The sequence below is a fragment of the Sporolactobacillus putidus genome, from assembly GCF_014647035.1.
GTDB lineage: Bacteria > Bacillota > Bacilli > Bacillales > Sporolactobacillaceae > Sporolactobacillus > Sporolactobacillus putidus.
On sequence record NZ_BMOK01000008.1, the window covers coordinates 120952 to 144200 of the forward strand.

At 41.5% G+C, this 23249-nt stretch carries 21 protein-coding genes; 2 read left to right on the forward strand and 19 right to left on the reverse strand.

Going from position 1 to position 23249, the window contains the following annotated elements; genetic code table 11:
- Window positions 1-190: 190 nt before the first annotated feature.
- From IEX81_RS10725 to gabT, 5 genes are all read right to left on the reverse strand, one after another.
- Window positions 191-742 (reverse strand): phosphoribosyltransferase family protein, encoded by a 552-nt coding sequence (locus tag IEX81_RS10725; protein WP_188803145.1) that lies wholly within the window; start codon window positions 740-742, stop codon window positions 191-193.
- Between the two features lie 863 nt (window positions 743-1605).
- Complete coding sequence (locus IEX81_RS10730; protein ID WP_188803147.1) at window positions 1606-2904, reverse strand: O-antigen ligase family protein; 1299 nt, start codon at window positions 2902-2904, stop codon at window positions 1606-1608.
- A gap of 338 nt (window positions 2905-3242) precedes the next feature.
- Complete coding sequence (locus IEX81_RS10735) at window positions 3243-4064, reverse strand: carbon-nitrogen hydrolase family protein (protein WP_188803150.1); 822 nt, start codon at window positions 4062-4064, stop codon at window positions 3243-3245.
- Window positions 4065-4093: 29 nt separating this feature from the next.
- Window positions 4094-5491, reverse strand: coding sequence for an APC family permease (locus IEX81_RS10740; RefSeq protein WP_188803151.1), 1398 nt, complete (start codon window positions 5489-5491; stop codon window positions 4094-4096).
- A 167-nt stretch (window positions 5492-5658) separates the two neighbouring features.
- Window positions 5659-6984, reverse strand: coding sequence for a 4-aminobutyrate--2-oxoglutarate transaminase (gene gabT, locus IEX81_RS10745; RefSeq protein ID WP_188803153.1), 1326 nt, complete (start codon window positions 6982-6984; stop codon window positions 5659-5661).
- Between the two features lie 94 nt (window positions 6985-7078).
- Between gabT and gabR the strand changes: the two genes are divergently transcribed.
- Window positions 7079-8497: a MocR-like transcriptional regulator GabR gene (gene gabR, locus IEX81_RS10750; RefSeq protein WP_188803155.1), complete on the forward strand. Its 1419-nt coding sequence runs from the start codon at window positions 7079-7081 to the stop codon at window positions 8495-8497.
- A gap of 477 nt (window positions 8498-8974) precedes the next feature.
- Here gabR and IEX81_RS10755 read toward each other — a convergent pair whose 3' ends face one another.
- The 14 genes from IEX81_RS10755 to IEX81_RS10820 all read right to left on the reverse strand — a co-directional run bounded on the left by IEX81_RS10755 (window position 8975) and on the right by IEX81_RS10820 (window position 21663).
- On the reverse strand, window positions 8975-9187 hold the full coding sequence (locus tag IEX81_RS10755; RefSeq protein ID WP_188803157.1) for a hypothetical protein: 213 nt from the start codon (window positions 9185-9187) through the stop codon (window positions 8975-8977).
- A complete protein-coding gene (locus tag IEX81_RS10760) occupies window positions 9180-10346 on the reverse strand; it encodes a DUF4062 domain-containing protein (RefSeq protein WP_188803159.1) in 1167 nt (388 codons plus the stop codon). Before IEX81_RS10760 ends, IEX81_RS10755 begins: the two co-directional genes overlap by 8 nt.
- A 339-nt stretch (window positions 10347-10685) precedes the next feature.
- The gene (tkt, locus tag IEX81_RS10765; protein WP_188803160.1) at window positions 10686-12719 is read right to left on the reverse strand and encodes a transketolase; all 2034 of its coding nucleotides are present in this window, start codon (window positions 12717-12719) and stop codon (window positions 10686-10688) included.
- A gap of 141 nt (window positions 12720-12860) precedes the next feature.
- The gene (locus tag IEX81_RS10770) at window positions 12861-13607 is read right to left on the reverse strand and encodes a transaldolase (RefSeq protein WP_188803162.1); all 747 of its coding nucleotides are present in this window, start codon (window positions 13605-13607) and stop codon (window positions 12861-12863) included.
- Window positions 13608-13717: 110 nt separating this feature from the next.
- Window positions 13718-14251: a YjbQ family protein gene (locus tag IEX81_RS10775; protein WP_188803164.1), complete on the reverse strand. Its 534-nt coding sequence runs from the start codon at window positions 14249-14251 to the stop codon at window positions 13718-13720.
- 1 nt (window position 14252) lies between these two features.
- Entirely contained in the window at window positions 14253-14951 is a 699-nt protein-coding gene (locus IEX81_RS10780) for a triose-phosphate isomerase (protein WP_188803166.1), read from the reverse strand.
- Window positions 14952-15002: 51 nt separating this feature from the next.
- Window positions 15003-15842 (reverse strand): class II fructose-bisphosphate aldolase, encoded by an 840-nt coding sequence (locus IEX81_RS10785; RefSeq protein ID WP_188803167.1) that lies wholly within the window; start codon window positions 15840-15842, stop codon window positions 15003-15005.
- 40 nt (window positions 15843-15882) lie between these two features.
- On the reverse strand, window positions 15883-16173 hold the full coding sequence (locus IEX81_RS10790; RefSeq protein ID WP_188803169.1) for a PTS sugar transporter subunit IIB: 291 nt from the start codon (window positions 16171-16173) through the stop codon (window positions 15883-15885).
- A gap of 25 nt (window positions 16174-16198) precedes the next feature.
- The gene (locus IEX81_RS10795) at window positions 16199-17548 is read right to left on the reverse strand and encodes a PTS galactitol transporter subunit IIC (RefSeq protein ID WP_188803171.1); all 1350 of its coding nucleotides are present in this window, start codon (window positions 17546-17548) and stop codon (window positions 16199-16201) included.
- A gap of 38 nt (window positions 17549-17586) precedes the next feature.
- The gene (locus IEX81_RS10800) at window positions 17587-18042 is read right to left on the reverse strand and encodes a PTS sugar transporter subunit IIA (protein ID WP_188803173.1); all 456 of its coding nucleotides are present in this window, start codon (window positions 18040-18042) and stop codon (window positions 17587-17589) included.
- Window positions 18043-18067: 25 nt separating this feature from the next.
- Window positions 18068-18529, reverse strand: coding sequence for a PTS sugar transporter subunit IIA (locus tag IEX81_RS10805; protein WP_188803174.1), 462 nt, complete (start codon window positions 18527-18529; stop codon window positions 18068-18070).
- On the reverse strand, window positions 18519-20009 hold the full coding sequence (locus IEX81_RS10810; RefSeq protein ID WP_188803176.1) for a BglG family transcription antiterminator: 1491 nt from the start codon (window positions 20007-20009) through the stop codon (window positions 18519-18521). The genes IEX81_RS10805 and IEX81_RS10810 overlap by 11 nt, the downstream gene beginning before the upstream one ends.
- 432 nt (window positions 20010-20441) lie before the next feature.
- Entirely contained in the window at window positions 20442-20789 is a 348-nt protein-coding gene (locus tag IEX81_RS10815; protein ID WP_188803178.1) for a bh protein, read from the reverse strand.
- Window positions 20790-20991: 202 nt separating this feature from the next.
- On the reverse strand, window positions 20992-21663 hold the full coding sequence (locus tag IEX81_RS10820) for a DUF1643 domain-containing protein (RefSeq protein ID WP_188803180.1): 672 nt from the start codon (window positions 21661-21663) through the stop codon (window positions 20992-20994).
- 990 nt (window positions 21664-22653) lie between these two features.
- Here IEX81_RS10820 and IEX81_RS10825 point away from each other — a divergent pair.
- Window positions 22654-23226 (forward strand): sigma-70 family RNA polymerase sigma factor, encoded by a 573-nt coding sequence (locus IEX81_RS10825; protein WP_188803182.1) that lies wholly within the window; start codon window positions 22654-22656, stop codon window positions 23224-23226.
- Window positions 23227-23249 lie beyond the last annotated feature (23 nt).

Genomic DNA, 23249 nt, shown 5'->3' on the forward strand with positions numbered 1-23249 from the left:
ACCGGCACAGTCGATTAAGAAGAACCAATCACGGAAGGGACTTTCTTTAAGGGGAATCCGAGTCCCAGCCCTGAAAAGAACTGGAGCGAAGTCTATCTACTTCGCTCCAGTTCTTCGTTTTTAAGAGGCCTATCAAATAGTCTCTTTTTAATGATGGCACAGAAAAAGATCTTTCTGCCTGAATCAATACTTATTTCGCTGCTTCAACCGGAAAAACCGGAAGCTTTTCTAGATAGACAATGTCTTTACGATCCGCCGCGTCGCCTTCCGCCAGAATAGCAGCCCTCCCGGCTATCTGGCCGCCCGCTTTCGTGACGAGCGATTCCAGTGCTTTAATGGATTCGCCGGTGCTGATGACGTCGTCTACGATCAAAATGCGTTTCCCTTTAATGAGCTCGCTTTCCTCTTTATCCAGACACAGCACCTGTTTTTTCTGAGTGGTGATGGAAAAAACTTCTGTTACAAAAGGCTCGGCCATATAAGGCTTGATGCTTTTTCTTGCCACAAAGTAGCGTTTCATACCCAACACACGGGACAGTTCCTGAACAAGCGGAATGCCCTTTGCTTCCGCTGTCATCAGATAATCCGCTTCTGGAATCTTTTTCTTCAGCTCTTGAGCGGCATGAATGACGAGTTCTGAATCGCCCAGGATTACAAAACTGGCAATATCCAGGTCATCATTGATTCGAATAATCGGCAATTTACGTTCAATGCCAGCGACTTTTAGGTTATAAAAAGGCATCTTTGGTTTCTCCCTGATTCATGGGCTATAAGAGACGGATCACTCACTTCTCTTTTCACCCGGATTGTCAAATGGTTTAAGACGTTTATTTTAGATAGTTCCAACTTTTTTACCAAAAAATTATATCATTAGAAGATTTTCAGAGCAAGATGATTAAAGGTCTTGATGCCACCCGGTTACCTGATATTAATAGATACTGATGATCCCGTTAGCTCATGATCAGTCACTATCTGTCTCGTTGCACAGCTTTATGCAGATGATGGAAAAGTTCCCAATCCACCTTTAATTCAGAGATTAACGCCCCAAGATGTCGAAGATTCGCCCTGAACTCGGGGACAATCGCCCTAAGATGTCGAAGATTCGCCCTAAACTCGGGGACAATCGCCCCAAGGCGTTGAAGATTCGCCCTAAACTCCAAGATTATCGCCCCAAGGCAAAGGAATCGCCCTAAACTCGAGGACAATCGCCCCAAAACGTCGAAGATTCGCCCTGAACTCGAGGACAATCGCCCCAAAACGTCGAAGATTCGCCCTGAACTCGGGGACAATCGCCCCAAGGCAAAGGAATCGCCCTAAACTCGGGGACAATCGCCCCAAAGCGTTGAAGATTCGCCCTGAACTCGGGGACAATCGCCCCAAGGCGTTGAAGATTCGCCCTGAACTCGAAGATTATCGTCCCAAGGCGTTGAAGATTCGCTTTTTAGAAATAAAGCATTCAGCCTATCCTTTTAAAAATTCAAATCTGAATGAGTTAAAGGGATACTCATTTAATAGATTTCACTATCTCTAGTGACGGCAGGCTATAAAATCAAAGCTGATCTTGATTCTCGTTCCTATTGATGCAGACTGGCCCCACACGATGTTTTACTCATGCGGTATTTCATTCTTCATGCCGCTGTGCCGATGCGACAGAGCACTATTCCACACTGTCCAAAGACTTTTCGAGTAAGATTCGCTTAAACTCTGCCGGGTGCTTACTCCCATAGCCATTAACCAGAAAATAAGCAGCCACATTGTTCCAAAGGATAAATCATAATCAACCATTGCATGCCCGAAGATCGCGGCCAATGCTAAAACAACGCCAATCCGACGTTCTTTTGGCTCATTTGATTTAAAAATCAGGAATATAAGCAACGCTAACACGAGGACATAGACGGATAGACCAACCCAGCCTATCTCAATAAGAAATTCGAGAAAACCATTGTGGACTTGATCTAAACCATTACCTCGATTCGCATATTTCGGATAATAAATCGTCCAGCTTTTCCCACCGAATCCAAACAATGGAGAATTTTTACTCATTGAGAGCGCATCTTTGTAGAAGGATTCTCGGGCAATCGCAGTAGATGCGTGAGGACTTATACTGGCAAAACGGGTCGTTAAACTTGAAAATCCATTAAAATCTATATGTTTATCCATAGATAATAGATTGAATACACCCAGTGACAAACCAAGAACAAGAAGCGAAATGAAAATGATTTTTTTCCACTTTTTATATAGTAATAGCAACGCGAGAACAAATGTGGCCCCAAAAAAGATGTACGTTCCCCTGGAAAAGGTAAGCATAATAATGCCGGCATATCCGGCAAGAAGTAAGATGATTAGACCATCCCGCCAGGTTAACGCTTTTTGGTAAATAAAAGCGGCTAATGTATAAAACCAATAAGCGCCCATAATGGCACCGAATGTGTTCGGATAGCGTACAGGACCGCATGATCGCGGTTCGACACACCCGACCATAGACGTTTGAAGATGAAGGACACCGAATATATTGGCCACAGCAAACATAAGAAAAGCAATGCCTAATGAGTTAAAAATGTACGGATAAAGTTTGCTAATCCTGGGTGATTCTTTCGTCCATATTAATAAAAGGAAAAAGAACGCATAGGTAAAAAATCGGAATATATTTTGTCCATTGCCTTCCTGATTTAAAGCAAACGGAACGGCGGCCACATACATCAGCGGAAGCAGCAGGACCAGAAAATACAGCCTGTTTTTTATTAACACCTGACGTTCTCTGATCCAATACCACAATAGATTAAGAATAAATAATACAGAAATGACCCATTCCCACATTTTTATATTCGATTCGTAGAAAAGACCCCATTGAAAAGGTGAAATCATAAAGACGATGCTTAAACAAATAAAGGTAAACCAGTTCATGACAGACCTCCTTAGGGAGCGCTTTGCTTTAGTTTCTACAAACCCGATCGATTTTTTCTACTATAAACGGAAAGAGTTATGAATCTTGTTAAGATCCTAGTAGTGTACAAGTACACAATAAATTCGTGAATCCTGTGTCATTATGTCCCCCGGAGTATGTGTAATGATTTTTTGTCTAACCTACTACTGTTATACCTTTTTTCGCAGAAAGAAAAAAGATTCGAGAATATTCATCCATTCCTCGAATCAAAATTTACCAGGCGGTGCATCGCCCCACATATTAGGTTCTGTAAAACGAGACAATCTACAGCTGCTGTCTTCGAATTCACCCGATCACCTTAGTATTTCTTGCAAACCATACTATACGTATCCGGTTTACGGTCCTTAAAAATAGTGTAATAGCCCGACTTTAATTTAAGCGATAATTCATAATCAAGTTCTGCAAAAATGTAGCCTTCTTTTTCTTCGTTCAGTTCTCTAATCGGTTCACCGAGAGGGCCAACAATTTTGCTTCTTCCGAAAAACCCAAGCGTCGTATCGAAGCCAATACGATTTGCCGCCGCGATATAAACAATGTTGTCCATTGCCCGTGCCCTCGTAACAAGATCCCAGTCCGCTTCATACGGTTTCTCCCAATTTGTAGAAATCACAAGAAGATCGGCGCCGCGAAGGGCATAAGTCCTTGCTGCTTCGGGAAATGATGTATCATAACAGATCATCATTCCTATTTTTCCAATTGATGAGTGGATTAGGGTATATTCGCAGCCAGAACGAAAATAGGTTTTCTCATTTCCAAAAAGGTGAACCTTCCGATACACGCCCAATACGTTTCCATTATCATCAATAAAGACAGAAGAGTTGTACAAAACATCAGTAAGAGTGGAATCCTGTTCTGGAAAACCATAAATCACATGAACCCCGTGTTTCTTGGCATACGCCCCTATCCGTTTCATACTTTTGCCATACGGTACTACTTCGGCAAGAGCATGGAACTCTTCGTTACACTCATATCCCGATGCGATGAGTTCGGGGAAAACAATGAGGTTCGTTTCCGGATGTTCGATCATTACTGTATCGATATAACTTTCCATTTTGCTGATGTTTTCATCTACATGGTACATGACCGGCTCCATCTGAACACAAGACACGTTCACTTTCATGAGTGACCCCCTCCCCAAATTATAGAATCCTATATTTGTTCCGTGTTCGGATTCTCTTGCAGACTATTGTGTTGCTTAACAAAAATATAAAAGACAAGAGAGATAATAAGCCAGGCAAGAAATATAATGGGCAATACGGCCATCGGGAATGCAGGGAAGGGATAGACACTTCCGATCAGCGGTATGCACAGCAAGATGAACGAAAGTGCTGCCGTGACGATATGGGACCATTTCAGTTCCTTTAATTTATAAAGAAGAAGAGGCGCTGAGACCGTCACAAGCAGATAGTTAATTAAAAATCCGTAAACAGCCATACTTCCCGTCCAGTTGTACACATCCATGTTTGAACTTCTGAGCCATTCCAGGACAACAGGAATACCTCCTACGACAATGGAACAAACCATGATGGCGATGTACGGAGTTTTGTTAGTCTTGTGGCACTTGCTTATGGCATCAGGTAAATACCCCTCATGACTCATATGAAGCATGACTCTGGCCGCCGCCGTTATCGAAGCCACGCCGCAAGACCAGAAACTGACCATGGCGCCTATTGAAATTAAAAAACCGAGAATGCCAACGTGACTTTGCTGCGCAAGATAAGTGAGCGGTGCAGTTGATTCACCCAGAGAGGTTTTACTGCCCGCAAATCCCATGACCATGATCAAGGACATGACCACAAAGAATATTCCTACGAAAACGCCGCTTCCAATGACTGCACGCGGTATGTTACGCAGCGGTTCTTTGGCTTCCCGCCCCATTGCCGTCGCACTTTCAAAACCGACAAAACTGAAGAAGGCAAAAACAAGTCCTAATCTTATGCTGTCAAAAGACACGCCTTTAAGATTAAACTGGGAAGTTCCAAGGTTGAACCCATGATGGATCAAAACGAGAAGCCCCAAAAGAGTGATTAACGTCACAGAAATGGCTTCAAAAACGAGCATAACTTTAGCCGAAAGTTCAACACCCTTATAGGTCATAAACCATGCCACTGCGGTACCCATGATAATAATCAGGGCAGGTGAAAGCTGAATACCTGCATAGGCAAGCAGATTATTGGCATAGTTTGCAAAACCACAAAGCACTGCACTTCCGGTTACTAAGTAAGAGAATACCAAACCACTTCCGGAAACAAATCCGCCTGCGGAACCGATACCCTCTGAAATATAAGTATACAGAGCGCCTGTTGTGGCAGAACGCTTAGAGAATACGTTTATTTGCAAACTTAATAGAATGATGGCTAACGTTGCAAACACATATGCGATCCATGTAGCATTACCGGAAGTAGCAAAGACAACAGGTATGGTTATCGCCGGTGTCGCGGTCGGAGCAATATTTGCGATAGACTGACCAAGAACTTCGATGAATGAAAGACATTGTGAACGGAGCCCGCTTTTTTCTGAAGGTGCGTTGACCATTGAATGACTCATTTTTTCATCCCCTAATAGAGTTGTCTTTAACAGCACCTTGTATTTTCTAACGCAATATTGCAAAATTAACCATCATTTTTCTCTATTTCAAACCTACAGATCAATGTTTGTCAGTGATTGGTAAGCTTTCTATTGTTTTCATCTGCCTTGTTGGTTACACGAACTGTCTATTTTTCTAATTGGTTTAAACCCTCTTCAATAATGTCCAGTCCTTTTTGCAACTGAACATCCGTGATCGTCAGAGGCGACAAAAAACGAATGCAGTTTCCATTTAATCCAGCATTCAAAAGCAACAACCCATGATCATTAGCATAGTGAACAATGCATCCTGTCCTTTTTGGGTCAGGCAGTTTAGAAACGCGATCCTGGACAAATTCAACCGCCGCCATGGCGCCCAGACGTCTGACATCACCGACGAAAGGAAATTTTTCTTTCCATTCATTTGCTCGCTGCTCAAACAGTGCTCCGATTTTCTCTGCTTTTTCAGTCAAGTGTTCCTCTTCGATGATCTCCAAAACGGCTAACGCAGCTGCACAGGAAACCGGATTGCCGCAATACGTCCCTCCAAGAGAGCCTTTCAGATCACAAGCATCGATAATCTCAGCTTTCCCTACAACACCGCTTAACGGAAAGCCTGCTGCTAACGATTTCGAAACCGTCATCAAATCAGGAGAAACATCAAAGTGTTCGATAGCAAACATTTTTCCGGTTCTGGCAAACCCCGCCTGAATTTCATCGGCAATAAAAACAATGCCATGCTGTGTGCAAAAATGACGGACAAAGGTGACAAAGCGCTTTGAAGGAATAATAAATCCGCCCTCACCCTGCACAGGTTCCATAATGATACAGGCTACGGATTCCGGTGCCACTGTACTGACGAAGAAGTTTTCAAATGCCGCAATGATTTGATCATCGTAGGCTTCATTGGTCATTCCTTCGGGTTTCCGGTAGTAGTAGGGATAGGGAGCTTTATATGTTTCAGACGTAAAAGGACCAAAACCAAATTTATAGGGTTTTACTTTACTCGTCATGCCCATCGTTAAATTGGTCCTTCCATGGAATGCCCGATCAAAAGAAACCACTGCTTGGCGTCCCGTATAACGGCGCGCAATTTTAACCGCATTCTCCACAGCCTCAGCACCTGAATTTAACAATAAGGCTTTTTTAGCAAATTCCCCGGGGGCAATGTCACACAATTTTTCACATAACTCAATGTAAGACGGATACATAATCACATTAAAGCCAGGATGAATATAACTTTCTAATTGTTTTTTGGCTGCTTCAATGACTTTAGGATGACAATGGCCTACATTTTGAACACCGATCGCACCTGCAAAATCAATGAATTGATTTCCGTCAATGTCTGTTATTAGAGCCCCCTCCGCTTTGGCAGCGATATGGAGATTCCCATTCCCTACGGCAGCCGCCACAAACCGATCTCTCCTCTCCTGCCATTGTTTGGTTGATACATCCTCCAGAAGTTCTTTTAACACATGGACCACTCTCCTTTAATAGATATTTTGATTAATTTTTTGTATTATGTATAGTATCAAGATTCAAATAATTTTGGTATCAGAGGTTGATTTTATGTTATCTTTAATTCATCTATCAAACCAAAAAGGCGATTATATTTACCGGCAAATCTATAAACAAATAAAAATTGAAATTTTACTCAATCATTTTCTGCCTAATGAAAAATTACCCTCAAAGCGCGAGCTGGCTGAAAGTTTACATGTGAGCATAAACTCGGTTAATGGTGCTTATCAGCAGCTTCTTGCGGAAGGCTATATTTACTCAGTTGAACGCAGCGGATTCTTCGTAGAGAAACTTGAAAAAGTACCCACCTCATTTAGTACGTTAAAATCCCTTAATCCAAATCTTGCCGAAAGATCGGAACCCAAAAAGGACTGGATCTCTTTTTCTCACATGTCAGCAGACCGATCCGTTTTTCCTTTTGATAGCTGGCTGAACTGCGAACATAAGGCACTTAAATCGAAACGCACAGAGTTAAATGACGACTCCTCACGTTATCCCCAAGGCATCTATTCTGTGCGTTGTACCATTAGCCGTCTCTTATCGATTACCCGGGGTGTTAAATGCTATCCTGAACAAATTGTTATTGGCGGAGGAACTCAAATCCTTATCCAGATACTTTGTCATTTGTTCCCGGAAGGCTCAAAGTACGCTATGGAAGAACCCGGTTATAGCCGAATTTATCAACTGCTCAAATTGCAGCATGCCGACATAACATCCATCGAATTAGATCATAAAGGGATTGCGATGTCTGAAATAATAAAGCAAGACCCAAATATTCTCTACATTACACCTTCCCACCAATTTCCAACGGGGATCGTCATGCCCATCTCTCGCCGTATTCAACTGTTAAACTGGTCTTCGCAAGCCAAAAACCGTTATATTATTGAGGATGATTATGACAGTGAATTTAAATATCAAAGTGATGCGATTCCCTCCATTCAAGGCCTGGACACATTTGACAAAGTCATCTACATGGGAACCTTTTCAAAATCTCTGCTTCCTGGTTTGAGGATTAGTTACATGGTACTCCCGCAGCATCTGCTGCAAAGCTTTCGCGAGAGTGAAGGTTTTCTGATGCAAACATGCAACGTCCTCGCACAATTAACCTTGCAAGAGTTTATTGATTCAGGAGAGTATCAGAAACATATTAAGCGAATGAAGCAAATTTATTCAGAGCGGCAAACGAGGTTAATTAAAGAACTGGACAGGCGTTTCGGCAAAAACATAGCGATTCATGGAGCCAATGCTGGTCTCCATTTCATGTGCACCTTCAAAACAGAACGCTCCATTGAGGACATACTCAATCAGGCCGAACAGGAAAAGCTGGAATTATACAGTATAAAACGGTGTTGTCTCACTCATTACCGTCTCTCCAAAAATCCTGTATTTATTTTGGGATTTGCTAATTTGCCTCTTGAAAGAATTGAAGAAGGAGTCGACAGACTTTATCGATCGGTATTCGGATATTAAAGAGTTCACTATTTAACAATGAAATCCTTTTCATTGATTATTCCAGAAGAGGTATCTTCCTTTAAGTAACAGGCTGTGTGTTCTTTAAAGACTAGGAGACTCGACAGAATGCTGAACCCCCCACCGTCGTACTTGGGAGAAAAACCTCCGCAAGAAACTGAGGCCGTTAAGAGATTCGCTGCTTCAGGAAAAATAACCGGCTTATCATCAATCTCGTTTATAACCCCAATGATTGGGGGTTCTTTTTGTTTTTATCTCATGATTGATTACTGAACAGCAGTAATTTTTCTTCAAACTCCCCTCTTTGCTCCGGCAGCGGAGTTTAGTTTAATGTACACGCGGCTTTATACTCCTTTTTTAGTAAAAACTGGTTCAGCTTTCTAAGGCAAGCTGAACCAGTTGAATTTGACTTAAAATTGTAACAGTCAGGTTTACACCAAAACAATAAGGCAAAGAGCCACAATAAAAGCTTATACCTTAATGGGACTTTACACCAATAATTCTTTTTGTGATGTCTTTTTGTCTTAGAGCCCTTCTTCGATAAAAGCGATCATTCGCCTTAATTGTGCTAAGCACAATAGCTACCGATTCGTTGGATTCCTCATTATATTCTTTTATCATTTTTTCCAGTTCTCCGTCTTTACCTAAACCGACTATTTCAATACCGTCTTTCAGCCTGATCTCATCCATCTTTAATCCCTCCCAAAATGGATTTTATGAAGCCCATTAGCATAACAAATTGCTTTGAAGCCATTATATCATCTCTGGCAGCTTTATTACACACGTCAGGCCATAATTGCTCAATGGGAAAATGCATACAGAGCACAAACTGGTTTACCTTTAAAGCAATGTACAATCTCTTCTTTGCCCTATTTACAAAAACATTTGGATCCGATATTTTCTTGTTATATGTCAATACAACGTAGTATTCATCTTCATTCAACTGTAACAGAGGGTGCTCATCGCTCGCTACACCTATTGCCGGTTTGACTAACTCCAATGCATCTCCATTTCTTTTATATAACGTACATCCATTACAGTCCCCATATTTTCCAATCATTTTCGGAAGATATGTTTCTCTTCCTACTAAAACAGATTTTCCCTTCATATTTTCCATAACAGCAGCAAGGAATCTATGCCAATTTGTGCATTTTTTTATTTCAAAACTACTTAAAGTATCCAGCACCAGACCTTTATAATCATTAAATATCTTACTATCAATACTATTTGACAAAATTTCATTTTCGATTTTCAAATAAGATAAACCTTTTTGCAAAACTTCACTGAGGTGCTGCTTTATAATTTCTGTATAACCGCCGTTAATATCAAATCCATTCATCCAAAGGCCATTTTGGCATATGTCATAAAGTAAAACGATAACATTAATATCTGTGCTAATCTCAGAAAACGGTTTTTGTCTTTTTAACTTCGATACCTCATTCAATATATCAGAAGGTCCAGCTAATTTATTAAATATCTCATGTAAAGGGTGCCAAAAATATTTAAAAAATATTTCTTTTACTTCTTGTTCAACAAATACAAATATCTCTTTGCGCTCTATTAGTGCTTTAGAAAACTCCAAGTGTGTTACTGTGCACCCATATTCTTGTACAAAGCTGCCGCCATTATTATGAATAAAAAGTAAATATATGTCAGACTGATGAACCATGTCAAGACATTTCCGAATCGAATCATTGCCTGCAACTCCAAAATTTGTCTCAAACATGATCGGAATATGTCCAATCTGTATTATCATTTCCTTTATAGTTTGGCGCACTACTTTAAGGCTATCCTGTGCAGGTGAACTAATAAATATTTTTGTCTGATTAATGGAATATTCTCCGCTCATTTCATCACCGCTGTAATATCTGTCTTCTTCTTTCCTACTGTAATTATATCACAGAGCAAACGTTTGTTCTTACAAAAATATTTACCTCCAAACGAGTACCAAGTTAGAGAAGCACAGCATTGATGATAAGCGTTCGCAAGATTGTTAGTTTTTCGTTTATAGATCTTAAACCAGTAGTTCCCTTAAAGTGACACAGTCTATAATTTTATACTGTTTTTAGTAGACTTGTTCCGCAGGCTGTTACTCATGTAGACGTTTTCAAAAGAATCGGGATGAGCCGGCTCATCCCGATTACCATAATTTTATCTTGAAAAAAATACATTCTCTAGTCTTTTTAAGTTAACTTCTAATGCCCTTCTCCAAATATTGTTCGCTATGAATAACTTTCTCAACTACTGTAATCACGTGTTTGGGAGTGAATCCATACGCATTGAGAACATCCGAACTTTTACCTGACGAACCAAATTTATCGATGGTAATCAGAGCACCCTTTGAACCAACATAGCGCTCCCAGCCAAATGAACTCGCCATTTCAATGCCCACTCGTTTTGTGAGTTCAGGCGGCAGCACACTATCCTTATACTCTTTATCCTGTACATCAAACAGATTAAATGACGGCAAACTGACCACACGTACATTAATCTGACGCTCTAACAGTACCCTCTGAGATTCCACAGCTAGTCCAACTTCAGAGCCGGTGGCAATCAATATACCATCTTCAGGTCGATTGATTTCAGCTTTGGAAACAACATAGCCGCCTCGCCGGACGCCTTCGGACGCGCCGGTCGCTTCGCCTTTCAGCGTTTCAACCCCCTGGCGGGTCAGGACGAGCACCGTCGGGCGGTTCCGGCTTTCCACCGCCACCTTCCAGGCTTCGCGCACCTCGTTGCCGTCTGCGGGACGAATCACCGTCAGGTTCGGGATTGCCCGCAGGCCAGCCAGCTGTTCCACCGGTTCATGCGTCGGCCCGTCTTCGCCGACCGCGATCGAGTCATGGGTGAAGACGAAGATCGACGGAATGCTCATCAGCGCCGCGAGACGAATCGCCGGTTTCGCGTAATCCGAGAAGGTGAAGAACGTCGAACCGAACGGAATCACCCCGCCGTGCAATGCCAGACCGTTCACCGCCGCCGTCATTGCGAATTCTCGGACCCCGAACCAGATGTTCCGCCCACTGTAGGTTTCCGGCAGAAAATCGCCGCCCGCCTTGATCGTCGTCTTCGTTGACGACGCCAGGTCCGCCGCCCCGCCGAACAGCGCCGGCACCGTCTGCGCGAGCCCGTTGATCACCTCGCCCGAGCTCTCCCGGGTCGCCTTCTTCGCCCCCGGCGCGTAAACCGGCAGCCGGTCCGCGTAACCCGGGACCAGCTGGCCGGCGATCGCCGCCTTCAGCTGCGCCGCGAGCTCCGGATACGCCTGTTCATACGCCGCAAACCGGGCGTTCCAGGCCTCTTCCGCCTGCCGGCCCGCGGCCGCCAGTTTCTCGAAGTGGGCCCGGACTGCCTCCGGCACAAAGAACGGGGCATAAGTCCAACCGTACGCCCGCTTCGTCGCCGCGGTCACCTCCGCGCCCAGCGGGTTGCCGTGCACCTTGTTCGTTCCGGCCACTTCCGGCGCCCCGTAGCCGATCGTCGTCCGCACCTCGATCAGCGTCGGGCGGGTGTCCTCGGCCGCCGCTTCGTCAAGCGCCTGCCGGATGTCGCCGACCGCGTTGCCGTCTTCGACAAGCAGCGTCTGCCAGCCGTAGGCGTCGAAGCGCTGCCGGACGTTTTCCGTGAACGACCTATCGAGTTTGCCGTCCAGAGAAATAGCGTTGGAATCATAGAGGACGACCAGATGTCCGAGCTTCAGCCGGCCGGCCAGTGAAGCCGCCTCGGCCGACACCCCCTCCATCAGGTCCCCGTCTCCGCAGAGCGCGTAGGTCCGGTGATCGATCACGTCATACCCGTCCCGGTTGTACGTCGCCGCCAGATGGGCTTCAGCCATCGCCATGCCGACCGCCATCGCGATCCCCTGCCCGAGGGGGCCGGTCGTCGCCTCGACCCCGGCCGTGTGCCCGTATTCCGGGTGACCCGGCGTCCGGCTGCCCCACTGGCGGAACTGCTTCAGTTCCTCGAGCGGCAGGCCGTAGCCGAACAGGTGCAGCAGACTGTACAGCAGCATCGAGCCGTGCCCCGCCGACAGGACGAACCGGTCGCGGTTGAACCACTTCGGGTCGGCCGGGTTGTGGCGCATCGTTTGCGCCCAGAGGGTGTAGGCCATCGGCGCCGCGCCCATCGGCAGCCCCGGATGGCCGGAATTGGCCTTGTCGATCGCGTCGATCGACAGCGTGCGGATCGTATCGATCGACAGTTGTTCAATAGATGTTGTCATCATATTGCATCTCCCTTAACGGCTATTCATCAGACTTAATAAGTAGAAATGTGATTCAAATTCCCGTGCACTTGATTAACGAACAGGTAAATGAATCATGACCTTGCCTTAAAATACAGATTTCGCCATCTATGAAACCCTTTACTTGCCGGACTGAACCGTCTTTTCCGAGTCCGTCAGAATCGAATAACCGAGCGCCTGAATGTCTTGATTGAAGCCTTTGACCGTGTCGAGCGACACCTGTTCGAGCGGCTTGCCGACTTTCTTCAGTTTCCCGATAATTTCCGGCGTACAGGTGATGATATCGACGCCGAGCCGGTCCGCCTCATAGACGTTGAACAGTTCACGCGAGCTGGCCCAGAGCAGGTTTGCACCTTTTTTCGCCCGGCAGATCGCGACAGACTTTTTCATGTACGGAATCGGGTCGCGCCCTGTGTCGGCGATCCGGCCGGCAAAGACGGAGACGATGTTCTCCACCTCCGGATTCAGCGCCTCGACGGTTGCCTCGACCTGCTCCGTCGTTAGGATCGCCGTCACATTCAGTGAATAGCCTTTGGCTTCCAGCTTGCGGATCAGTGGGATGGACGATTCGCCCTTCGTGTTCGTGATCGGAATCTTGATGAAGACATTCGGGCCGAAGGCATGGATTTTCTCCGCCTCTTTTTCCATCGTCTCGAAATCGTCCGCAAACACTTCAAAGGACAGCGGCAGATCGGGAATCTTTTCAACCACTTCCTGGGCGAAGGCGACATAATCTGTGACGCCCGCCTTCTTCATCAGGCTCGGATTGGTCGTGAAGCCCGAGACAAAACCGGACTGATAGGCGGAAAGCATGTCGTCCAGCACCGCACCATCCGCGTAGATTTTAATGTTTAATTTATTATCCATACTGATACACCCTCCAAAAATATAATTTAACCTTACCTTAAAGTACTTAAAAAAAGCGGGTTGATAAAATATCAGATTTTCTCCCCGCCTTTGAAGCTTCTTTACTTTCTTTATTCCCCAAGCACTTCTACTAAACATTGACGATTTCTGCTGCGCGTATGATCCCAGTCTACAAAATAGACATACCCCACCTTACCAATCTGAATAATACCATTCTGAATAATAAAGGTTTCACTGGAACCTAGCAATGAACCTCTGATATGAGCGTCCGTGTTTAATAAAGAGTGACGATTAGGTACCATTATCGTACCTTCCGTTGCTGTATCTGTTTTTGATATATCTTCGGCGAATTTTGTGTGTTCCGGCCCCGGATGATAATATTGTCTATCCGATTTCGTTGTTGGGACAATGGCTTCAAGTACATTGTCTAAGTCTACTTGTAAGTATTCATCCCCATTGTAATTACGATCATGTGAATATTCTTCAAAAAAGACTGAACATGTCGTATGAGGAGTCGAAACAACGACAATTCCGTTTTTTACATGACTTTCTTTCACGATTCTCCTCACTTCATCAGTAATTTCATGATAGGAAGGACGATTACCGTTTGACGTTAAAACTAATTTATCGTTATGAATAATCATATTATCTGATCTCCTCCTCTTGTACTCTCTTCAATGCGCCAATCATTTCAATCAACTTAGCCCTTCTATCCGAAGCATTGATAATACCGCTTGTTCCGCCAGTACCGTCAGCCCCTCCCATTAAAACCCGATAAACATCATCTCCGGTACTGACACCTGCTGCCTGCATAATTAGGATATCCGGATTAACTGATCGAATGGCTTGATTGGTTTCTCTAATATAGTCATCATCACTTGTGTTCCCGGTACCTATTAAACTAGTCGGTTCGCAAATCATCATGTCCGGACCCAATTGAGCCACCGCTTTGCATTGTTCAACAGTATCCGCACAAACAATCGTCAGCAACTCGACTTTCTTAGCTCTTTTTATGGTTTTATCAAGATTAGAAAGTGTGTAAGGATCCTCAGCATGATTTAAAACAACGGCTTTAACTCCAGCTGCTTTTAAAGCTTCCGGTAAAACGTGTCCCATTCCTCGCCCTGGAACTAAAGGATCCATGTGCTGGGCAGTCACAATCAAATGTGATGTCCTTTCGACAATAACAGGGATATCAACCAGTTGGGCGGTAAATAAACAGTCAATTTCATTTTCTTTTGCCAACTCATCAGTAACTAACGCCAGATTTAATACTTCCTCACCATAAATGTACGCTTTCGGATTAACTATAAAGAAAGGTCTTTTAACTTTTACATCTGTCATTGAGTGAATTCCTCCCATACCAAAAGCTTGATCTGATTTTCTTTTATAGCCTTACTTATTTTTGTAGCGCTCAGTATGGAAAACTTGATAATAGTGTGTTGCCATTTCTTTCATACCCTCGTAAGCATCATTTTCAAGTTTCAAATATGTTTCAGGATTATTTTCTCGAACTTTATTAAGAGCAGCGATTGTTATGTCCGTGAAAATATTAATCTTACAAATACCATTCTCTGTAACTCTGGAAAGGTTTTCATCGCCCGTCGAAGAACCACCGTGCAGAACTAAGGGAACAGGGACATTTGCCGATAATTCTTTCAATCTATCAAAATTAATATGCGGTGTACCTTTGTAAGTCCCATGAGCAGTTCCTATGGACACCGCAAGAGAATCGACGGTAGTCTGATTCACAAAATCAACTGCGGCATCAACCTGTGTATATCTTGTATCACTATCTCCTTCCTCATACTTAGAACCCGTACCGACATGCCCAATCTCAGCCTCTACAACAACACCTTTACTATGCGCGTAATCAACGACTTCTCGAGTCTTTTTAACATTTTCATCGAAAGGTTCTTGAGACGCGTCAATCATGACTGATGTAAAACCATTGTCGATAGCATATTTAATAATTGATGAAGTCATCCCATGATCTAAGTGGAGCACAACTGGAATATTAACCTTATTCGCATAATACTTTCCAAATTCTGCAGCTTCTTCGGTAGTCATATATGAACAGTGTGATTCAGCACAAGCAAGAATGACCGGTAAATCTAAATCTTGAGCAACTTCCAAGTAAGCTTTTAATGAGGCACGACTCCAAAAATTAAAGTGTGGAAATGCAAAATGTTTTTCTTTTGCTGTCTTTAATAATTCAGTTGATGTAACAAGCATAAAATGTTACCCCCGATAAGCAATTTTACTTTACCTTTGATTAACTATTTTTTTCAATTTCGGCCTTGATTTTTTCAAAGACTTTATCAGCACCGATACCGGTTAATAAGGGTACACCGTTAATTACTTTGTCCTTTACATTGTCAGGAACAATTGTTGTGCTGACGACAATATCATAATCGTCCAGATGATTTACCTCATCTGCAATTTTGCTTTGATACAGGGTTACTTTTTTATCTAAACCTTCTGCTTTTAAAAATAATTTTACTTTACCTGTAACAACAGTACTTGTAGCAACGCCTGTACCACAAACAATCATCAACTTTTTCATATTAATCGCTCCTTTTTACGTTATATCAGGATTCTGACGGATCAGATTCATCCTGAGAAACTTTTCTAATTTTGTTAAAGTAGATTAATCCAGCAAATACGACAACTCCTATTACAGAAATACCACCCCAACTAATCACTTTTCCTAATCCGACGATAATCCATGTTGTCCAAACACCGCCGTCACTTAACACGCTGATCGAATGACTGCCATGTAAATTGAAATTTGCTGCAATAGCAGCTTTTGTAATCAACGGTGCAGCCCAAGAAGCAACATACAGACTTGCCGCAATGTTAATTGCGCCGCCAATTACTGTTCTAAAAATATCGCCTCTGAAGACAGCAGCCATTAATGCAATCATGAAAGGAATTGTTGCTAAATCTCCGAAAGGAAGCACTTTATTTCCCGGAAGAATTACAGCAATAAGTAATGTTAGCGGTACCAAAATTAATGATGAAGAAAGCACCGATGATTGACCTACGGCCAGTGCACTATCCATACCAATAAACAAGTTTCGACCAGGAAATCTCTTTTGAACAAAATCATTAGCCCCTTCGGAAATTGGGGTTAGGCCTTCCATCAATAGGGCAACCATTCTAGGCATCAACATCATAACTGCACCGGTGTTGACAGCTAATTGCAGTGTTCCGCCAATTGGATACTTTGCTAAGATTCCGATGATCAGGCCGATAATTACACCCATAACTGTCGAATCACCAAAGACACCCAGCCTTTTTTGTACCGTTTCCGGATCAAGTTTGATTTTGTTGATTCCAGGAATGTGATCAAATAACCAATTGAGTGGTAATGCTAATAAGAAACCAGGTGCCGAAGCTCCATGCGGAAAAGTAATGTTTGGCAAACCATAGTATTTTTGTACTGTTCTAGAACTCATATCAGCTAACAAATAAAGCAGCGCAGCATGAATCACCATCGTATATATCCCTAACCAGAAATTCTGAGATACCGCATAAACAAGAGATCCCGTGAAAGCAATATGCCAATAATTCCATACGTCAACGTCCAGTGTTTTCGTCAGGCCTAAAAACAACAGAATTACATTTGCAATAATGCCAACCGGAATGGCCATGCTCCCCAGAACCGTACCATAAGCAATTGCTGATGCCGCAGGCCATCCAACATCAATCGAGCTTAGACTAAGGCCATAATTTTTAACCATTGCTTGTGCTGCCGGGCCAAGATTTGTGGTTAAAAGGCTGATTACTAAATTCAAACCAACAAATCCAATACCAACAGTTAAACCAGCTTTAAAAGCCTTACCGGGTCTAATTCTCAAGATAAGCGCAAAGATGAAAAGCAGTACGGGAAGCATAACACTTGCTCCTAAACTGACAAACCATTGAATTGCAGCCATATAAATTCCTCCAAACAATTTAATATTTATTATTTAAATCACTTAATGCCAGCTTGTTTCATCACTTCAATAAAATTCTCAACACTATCACATGTTTGTAATTGACTAACCAAATGTTCATTTTGAAAAAGCGCTACCAATTTTTGCAACATTTCAAGTTGATCGTTTGCATTTTTTAGGCATAACATAAAAATCATGCTAACATCCACTTTTCCAACATTACTTCCCATTTCTCTAAATTCCACTGGTTTAGCGAGTGACAAAAAACCTAACTGTGATACAATCACTTTATCGCTGTCTGTATGAGGAATAGCAATGCCCAGCCCATTGACATTTAACCCCGTAGGATAGTTTCTCTCACGCTCCAGAATCCCGTCCAAAAATTTATTGGTCACGAGTTTTCTTTTTAAAAATTCATCAGCTAATAATTTTAAGGCATTGCCACGATCAGTAGCTGACTGATTGAATAGAATAATTTCTCGATCAAAGTACATAATCAAAGCCCCCGATGGTTTAAATTTACTCGTTTTCAGTCAGTAAACGGATAACTTCGTGTTTCGTACCGGCGCTTTTTAATTTATTTATTAATTCTTCATCCGCAAGTTTGGATACTACTTGTTGCATTTGATGAATTCTAAAATCGTTCATCCTATTACTGTTGATTGCTAATAAAACAATCACTCTTATCGGTACATCATCAGGCGTTGCCCATTGAACATCATGCTGACTTATACCGATTGCAAGAATAGATCTTGAAACAACTTTTGATTCGCCATGTGGAATCACTAACCCAAAACCCAGTGCTGTGGATCCATTCTTTTCTCTGCTTATTATACTTTTTATGAAATCGTTTTCATTTTTAATATAGTTATGATCGGCAAGCATTTTCGTTAGCTCAGTAAGTGCTTCGTGCTTACGTGTCGCATGCAAATGAACCGTTATTAAATCAACATTCAATACTCCGTATGTTTTATTTTCCATGTCTGTGATCTCTCAATAATTCTTTTAGACGTTCCTTATCCTTATTTGTAAACATTGCACTGACTAATAGTTTGGGTATACCCTTAGGCGTCCGTACGTCTACAGTGGTTAAAATCAAGTCAATATTTTTGTATTTATCGATGTCTTTTTGGTATTTGGCTGTCGATATAACATCTATGATATCCAATTCCCGAAAATATTTTTTGACCTTAACCTTTAATAGTTCCGAAGTTCCTACACCACTTGTACACATAATCAATACTTTTTGTTGGGTGTTCCCTTGTTCAATATATTTTGCAAAATACAGTACAATAAACCCGCTCTCATCTTCATTGATTTTTTCAATATCAAAAATTTTCTCAGCTTTATTTGAAATCGTAACGATATCCTTGAGTAATTTTCCATATTCAAGTTTAATCTCATTTAGAAGATTATTTTTGATATATATATGATTATTGATTCGGTTCAGCATTGGCTTAATATGATTAGCCAAGTCGTTTTTAACAGTATCATAATTGATATTTAAATGCTCTAACTCATTTATTGCCGTTACATAATACTTTGTGACCTTTTTAACAAGATCCGGCACTTCGCTACTTTGAACCCCGTCTTGATCAAATCTGGTAGAAACGAGATACTGTAATAAATAAAGCGATTCGATCGTTGGTATCTTTGAATTTAAGTAACTGCTCGTATTGGAAATAACTTTTTCTGCAACAATGTATAATTGTTTATTGTTTCTTGTTAAATCCCTTTGCTTATCATCCAAAGGTGCCTGCTCACTTTCATATACCTTCCCTTCACGAAATCGAGTAATTAATATATACAAGTGAGAAAAAATATTGACATTATATGGATAAGGTATGGTTAAATCCAGGGCACGCTCTATTTTTTCCAGCTGAGAAATAATAAATTCTTCATCATATGGATTTAATTCATGCAAGTCAGATGTAAAGTCACGCAAATTATCCGCATCAAATAGGTTCATCTTCAAAATTGTTACGTTTATCGCTTTCCGAATATCAATTTCAGTACCTGTAATAGATATGGATTTACCTTTACGTGATAGATCAATATGGTACTCTTTTAATATCTTTGTAATAACAGAAAGATCATTGTCAATTGAAGAATCACTAACAAAATACTTTTGATAAACGTTTTCCATGCTCACTGGAAAAGGCGATCTAAAAAGTAAGTTTAAAATGACGCTGTTTCTTCGCTCGATTGGCGTATAGTCTAAAAAATCGCTATTTTTATTATTCCTCTCCTTTATGTAATTTTCGTAATTGATTCTGAAACCACGTCCTCTTGATGATTCAATAATGTCACCGCAACTCGATAAATCGTTAATATTTTTAATTGTCCGGTATACGGTTTTAGATGATATGTCTGCAAGATTCGCAATTTCACTAGCAATTACGTAATCGTTTTTTTGTAAAAGAATATCAGTTAGGGCCTGTTCTCTTTTACTTAATTGCATGTCTACCACCTCACATGTTTATTGTATAATGATTATTGGAAGCGAAACCATTACTCTATGTCCACAGCAATGGACAATATGTTGCTCAACCTCTTTGATGCATCCGGATGATATCTTAAAAAGAACATCCATATGCTCATTAATTCTTTTATCGACATAAGCATCCTTATTAATAATATAATACTTTTTCACTATTATTTTTACATTATTATCCATAAAAGTATAAAAAAAGAAAAACATCTTTTGTCCGCAAGATGTCTTCTTTAAACCGTATATATATACCAGTTACCACAATTAAGGAGCTCCTATTTGTAAGGCAAACGGGGAAAAGCGAGGCGGGTCTTTTAAATTAAGGCTTAAGAATCGTGACTCCTGTTCTTGGTTAAGAAATTTCGGAAACACCCAGGAGCTGTCTATTCGTCTACAAATCTTTCATTTACTGTCATCATATTTTTGTCTGTACTGTTCTATAATTTTTCTTGATTCATTTAATTCTTTCATTACCCTGTAAGGCTTACTAATCACCCGAAAAGGCAATTTTCTAAGAAAGATACTAAGATCTTGCCTGTACTCATTCGTGATTCTTGCTGGTTTTGTTGAGATCTTTTTGTACAATTCCTTATAAAATTCCTTCACAACATCAATTTCAAGATCAATAGCATGATGGCACTGCTGACATTCTATTTGAGCAATTTGATCATTAATGTAGACTATTTTATGTGGCGTTTCATGATCGCAATTCGAGCAGAACAAAACAGCTTCCATTTCATGTTTTTTCATTCTAATCTTCCTCCTTGTAAACTGTATAAGTTTTATAGGGCTCATTTAATTACTTATTAAGAGCATACAATCTTTCAATCTAACAGTAATAGTCTATAAATTATTTTTATAATCCTCATAATTATTTTAACACCGAATCATGCTTGTTTTCTTACAAATCAATGAGAGGTAACCGTTATGTACTCGAGCTAATCTAACTTTTTTAATAAAAAAGTTGATACTCTATTTTTGATTCTTCAACAAACTTGCCGGCTCTCAATTTGAAAAATCTGGCTCTGTTTATTGTTTGCGGATTACCGTTTGGGCAAAGATGATAAGAGTACTTTCCGTCTTTGAGAAATGTCTCGTTATTCTCTCCCTTTCCCAGTAGAGCTTGTCCTTTCAATGTCTCCACATAACTGTGTATTGTTTTAATCATAAAGTCATATTCTTCTTTGTCCTGAATGTTGGCAGGAATACCGCCCGTCCCAAGAAAAACATAGTCTGCTGCGTCTATTGAACTATATATTTCTCTTAAGTTCAGTGTTAATTGCCTATAATAAAATCGTTTTGAAACGTTAATAGTTTCATCCAATGTATCATGCAGCTCTGACGAATTTGATCGACAAAATGGAAAGACATTTACTACACTGAAGGAACCAATGCACAAACTTCTTAGATCAAAATAAGAGATGTGTGCAAGTTTATTTACTGTTCTATCGGAAAAGAATCGATTCGCCTTACTGGGATTCATTAATATGAACAGAAGATTGTTATGATATTCAATGTTCAAATTTGCTTTCAAAATTAATCTTGTTCTGATCTCAGTATGCGATAAGCTTACAAATTTACATTTTGCTGGTGTAATAACATAATCAGGATAAGATAGATTCACAAGTTATCCGCCCCTTAGATGAATATTATCTTTTAAAAGTAAGACTCTAGTATTCCTCATAAATCCTGCTAAATCAATCTTTTTTAATATATTCAGCAAGCCCCGTCTAATTATCAGCGCTCACCACGCAGAATGACAGCCACCTATGGAAAAGTAAATTTCAATGCACCGCGTCTGAATCCAATACGCTTTTCTTGTCCCTTCTGCCACATCTCTATGTCGGTTCGAATGCATCGGAAATTCAACATAAGGCACAAGTTCCCTTAATCAATCTTCTTTCGTCCGACGTGGATAGAATGATGCGGATCCGTTTTGTATAATGGCTCAGTATCCCCTTACGAACCATCTTCCTGATATAACTTACTCAATGAATCGGGTGCGCGGTGCAGGTACAGGCTCATTTCTCTGATTGTGAAATGTCTAAATGTACAAAGTGTAACAATAAGTCTCTCCATTTAATCGCGGAGAGTCTTTTCCTTTGACGAGCTATTTCAGTCATCTTCCAAAGTTGATCTTGCTCTACATCTGTATTAATTTCGGAGCTCTACTTTAATTTCTAAGCTCTACATGTTAATTCCAAAGATCTGCCCAAAAACTTCGGAACTTGGATCATTCTGGTTAGTATCTAACGATTAATTTATCCGGTCAGCTTCATAATACATTATTCGCCATTTTCTGCCCTATTCCTTTTTCAAGGAGATGAATATCATCTGCCTTTAAACTACTTTAACCTCTCAAAACACCCTCAATTGTGAACAACTCGGACACATTTTCCCAAAATATTTTCAACAATTGAAAAAATAATCGACATTTCCCGACGTTCCCTGCTATATAAATAGTAAGAGGCCTTTTTTACCAATCCAGTAAACCTTTTCTCCCCACTGTCGCACTGACAAAGTTATTCGGGCGGTCATTTCCCTCTTCCCAAATGAGCAGGACAGCTCCCATCATCGCTGTTATAAAGTACTAGCCAATGAAAGGAATTTGCCCATGTCTTATTCGCAGACCATGCCGTCAGTCCATCTGTCCAAAGATCGTGCCTTTGAAGCTTTGTTCGAAAAGTATCGTCCGCTGATCTACTCGTCTGTCTATCATTGCGTATACGGCCAAGCTTGGCGGTCTCATGGATACGACCTTGAAGATCTGATCCAAGAGGCAAGATTCGCGCTCTGGCGTACCGCTGAGGGCTTCGACTTCAGTAAAGTGCCTGTTGGAAAAGAGCCGGACGCCGTTTTCCTCTCCTATCTCCGCAAGACCATTAACAGACGGCTTCTCCTCTGCATAAAGAGATCACGGAATCTGACCAAACACCAAATTCTTTTTGAAAACAATGAGATCCCGGAACGATCGACCGATCCTAATCCTCTCCTCGATTGGGAGACCTTGCGTCTCATCACTGCTTCTTTCACTCCGCACGAACGTGAATTTTACCATCTTTATATTGACCTCGGTTATTCAATCAACGAGATTGCGGAACGGCTGGGCGTCTGCCGAAACACCATTACCAACTGGAAAAGAGAGATTTTCGCAAAAATCAGGCGGGAAATCAAGCAAAGCGTTTAAACCAGTCGTTTATTAAAGACTAT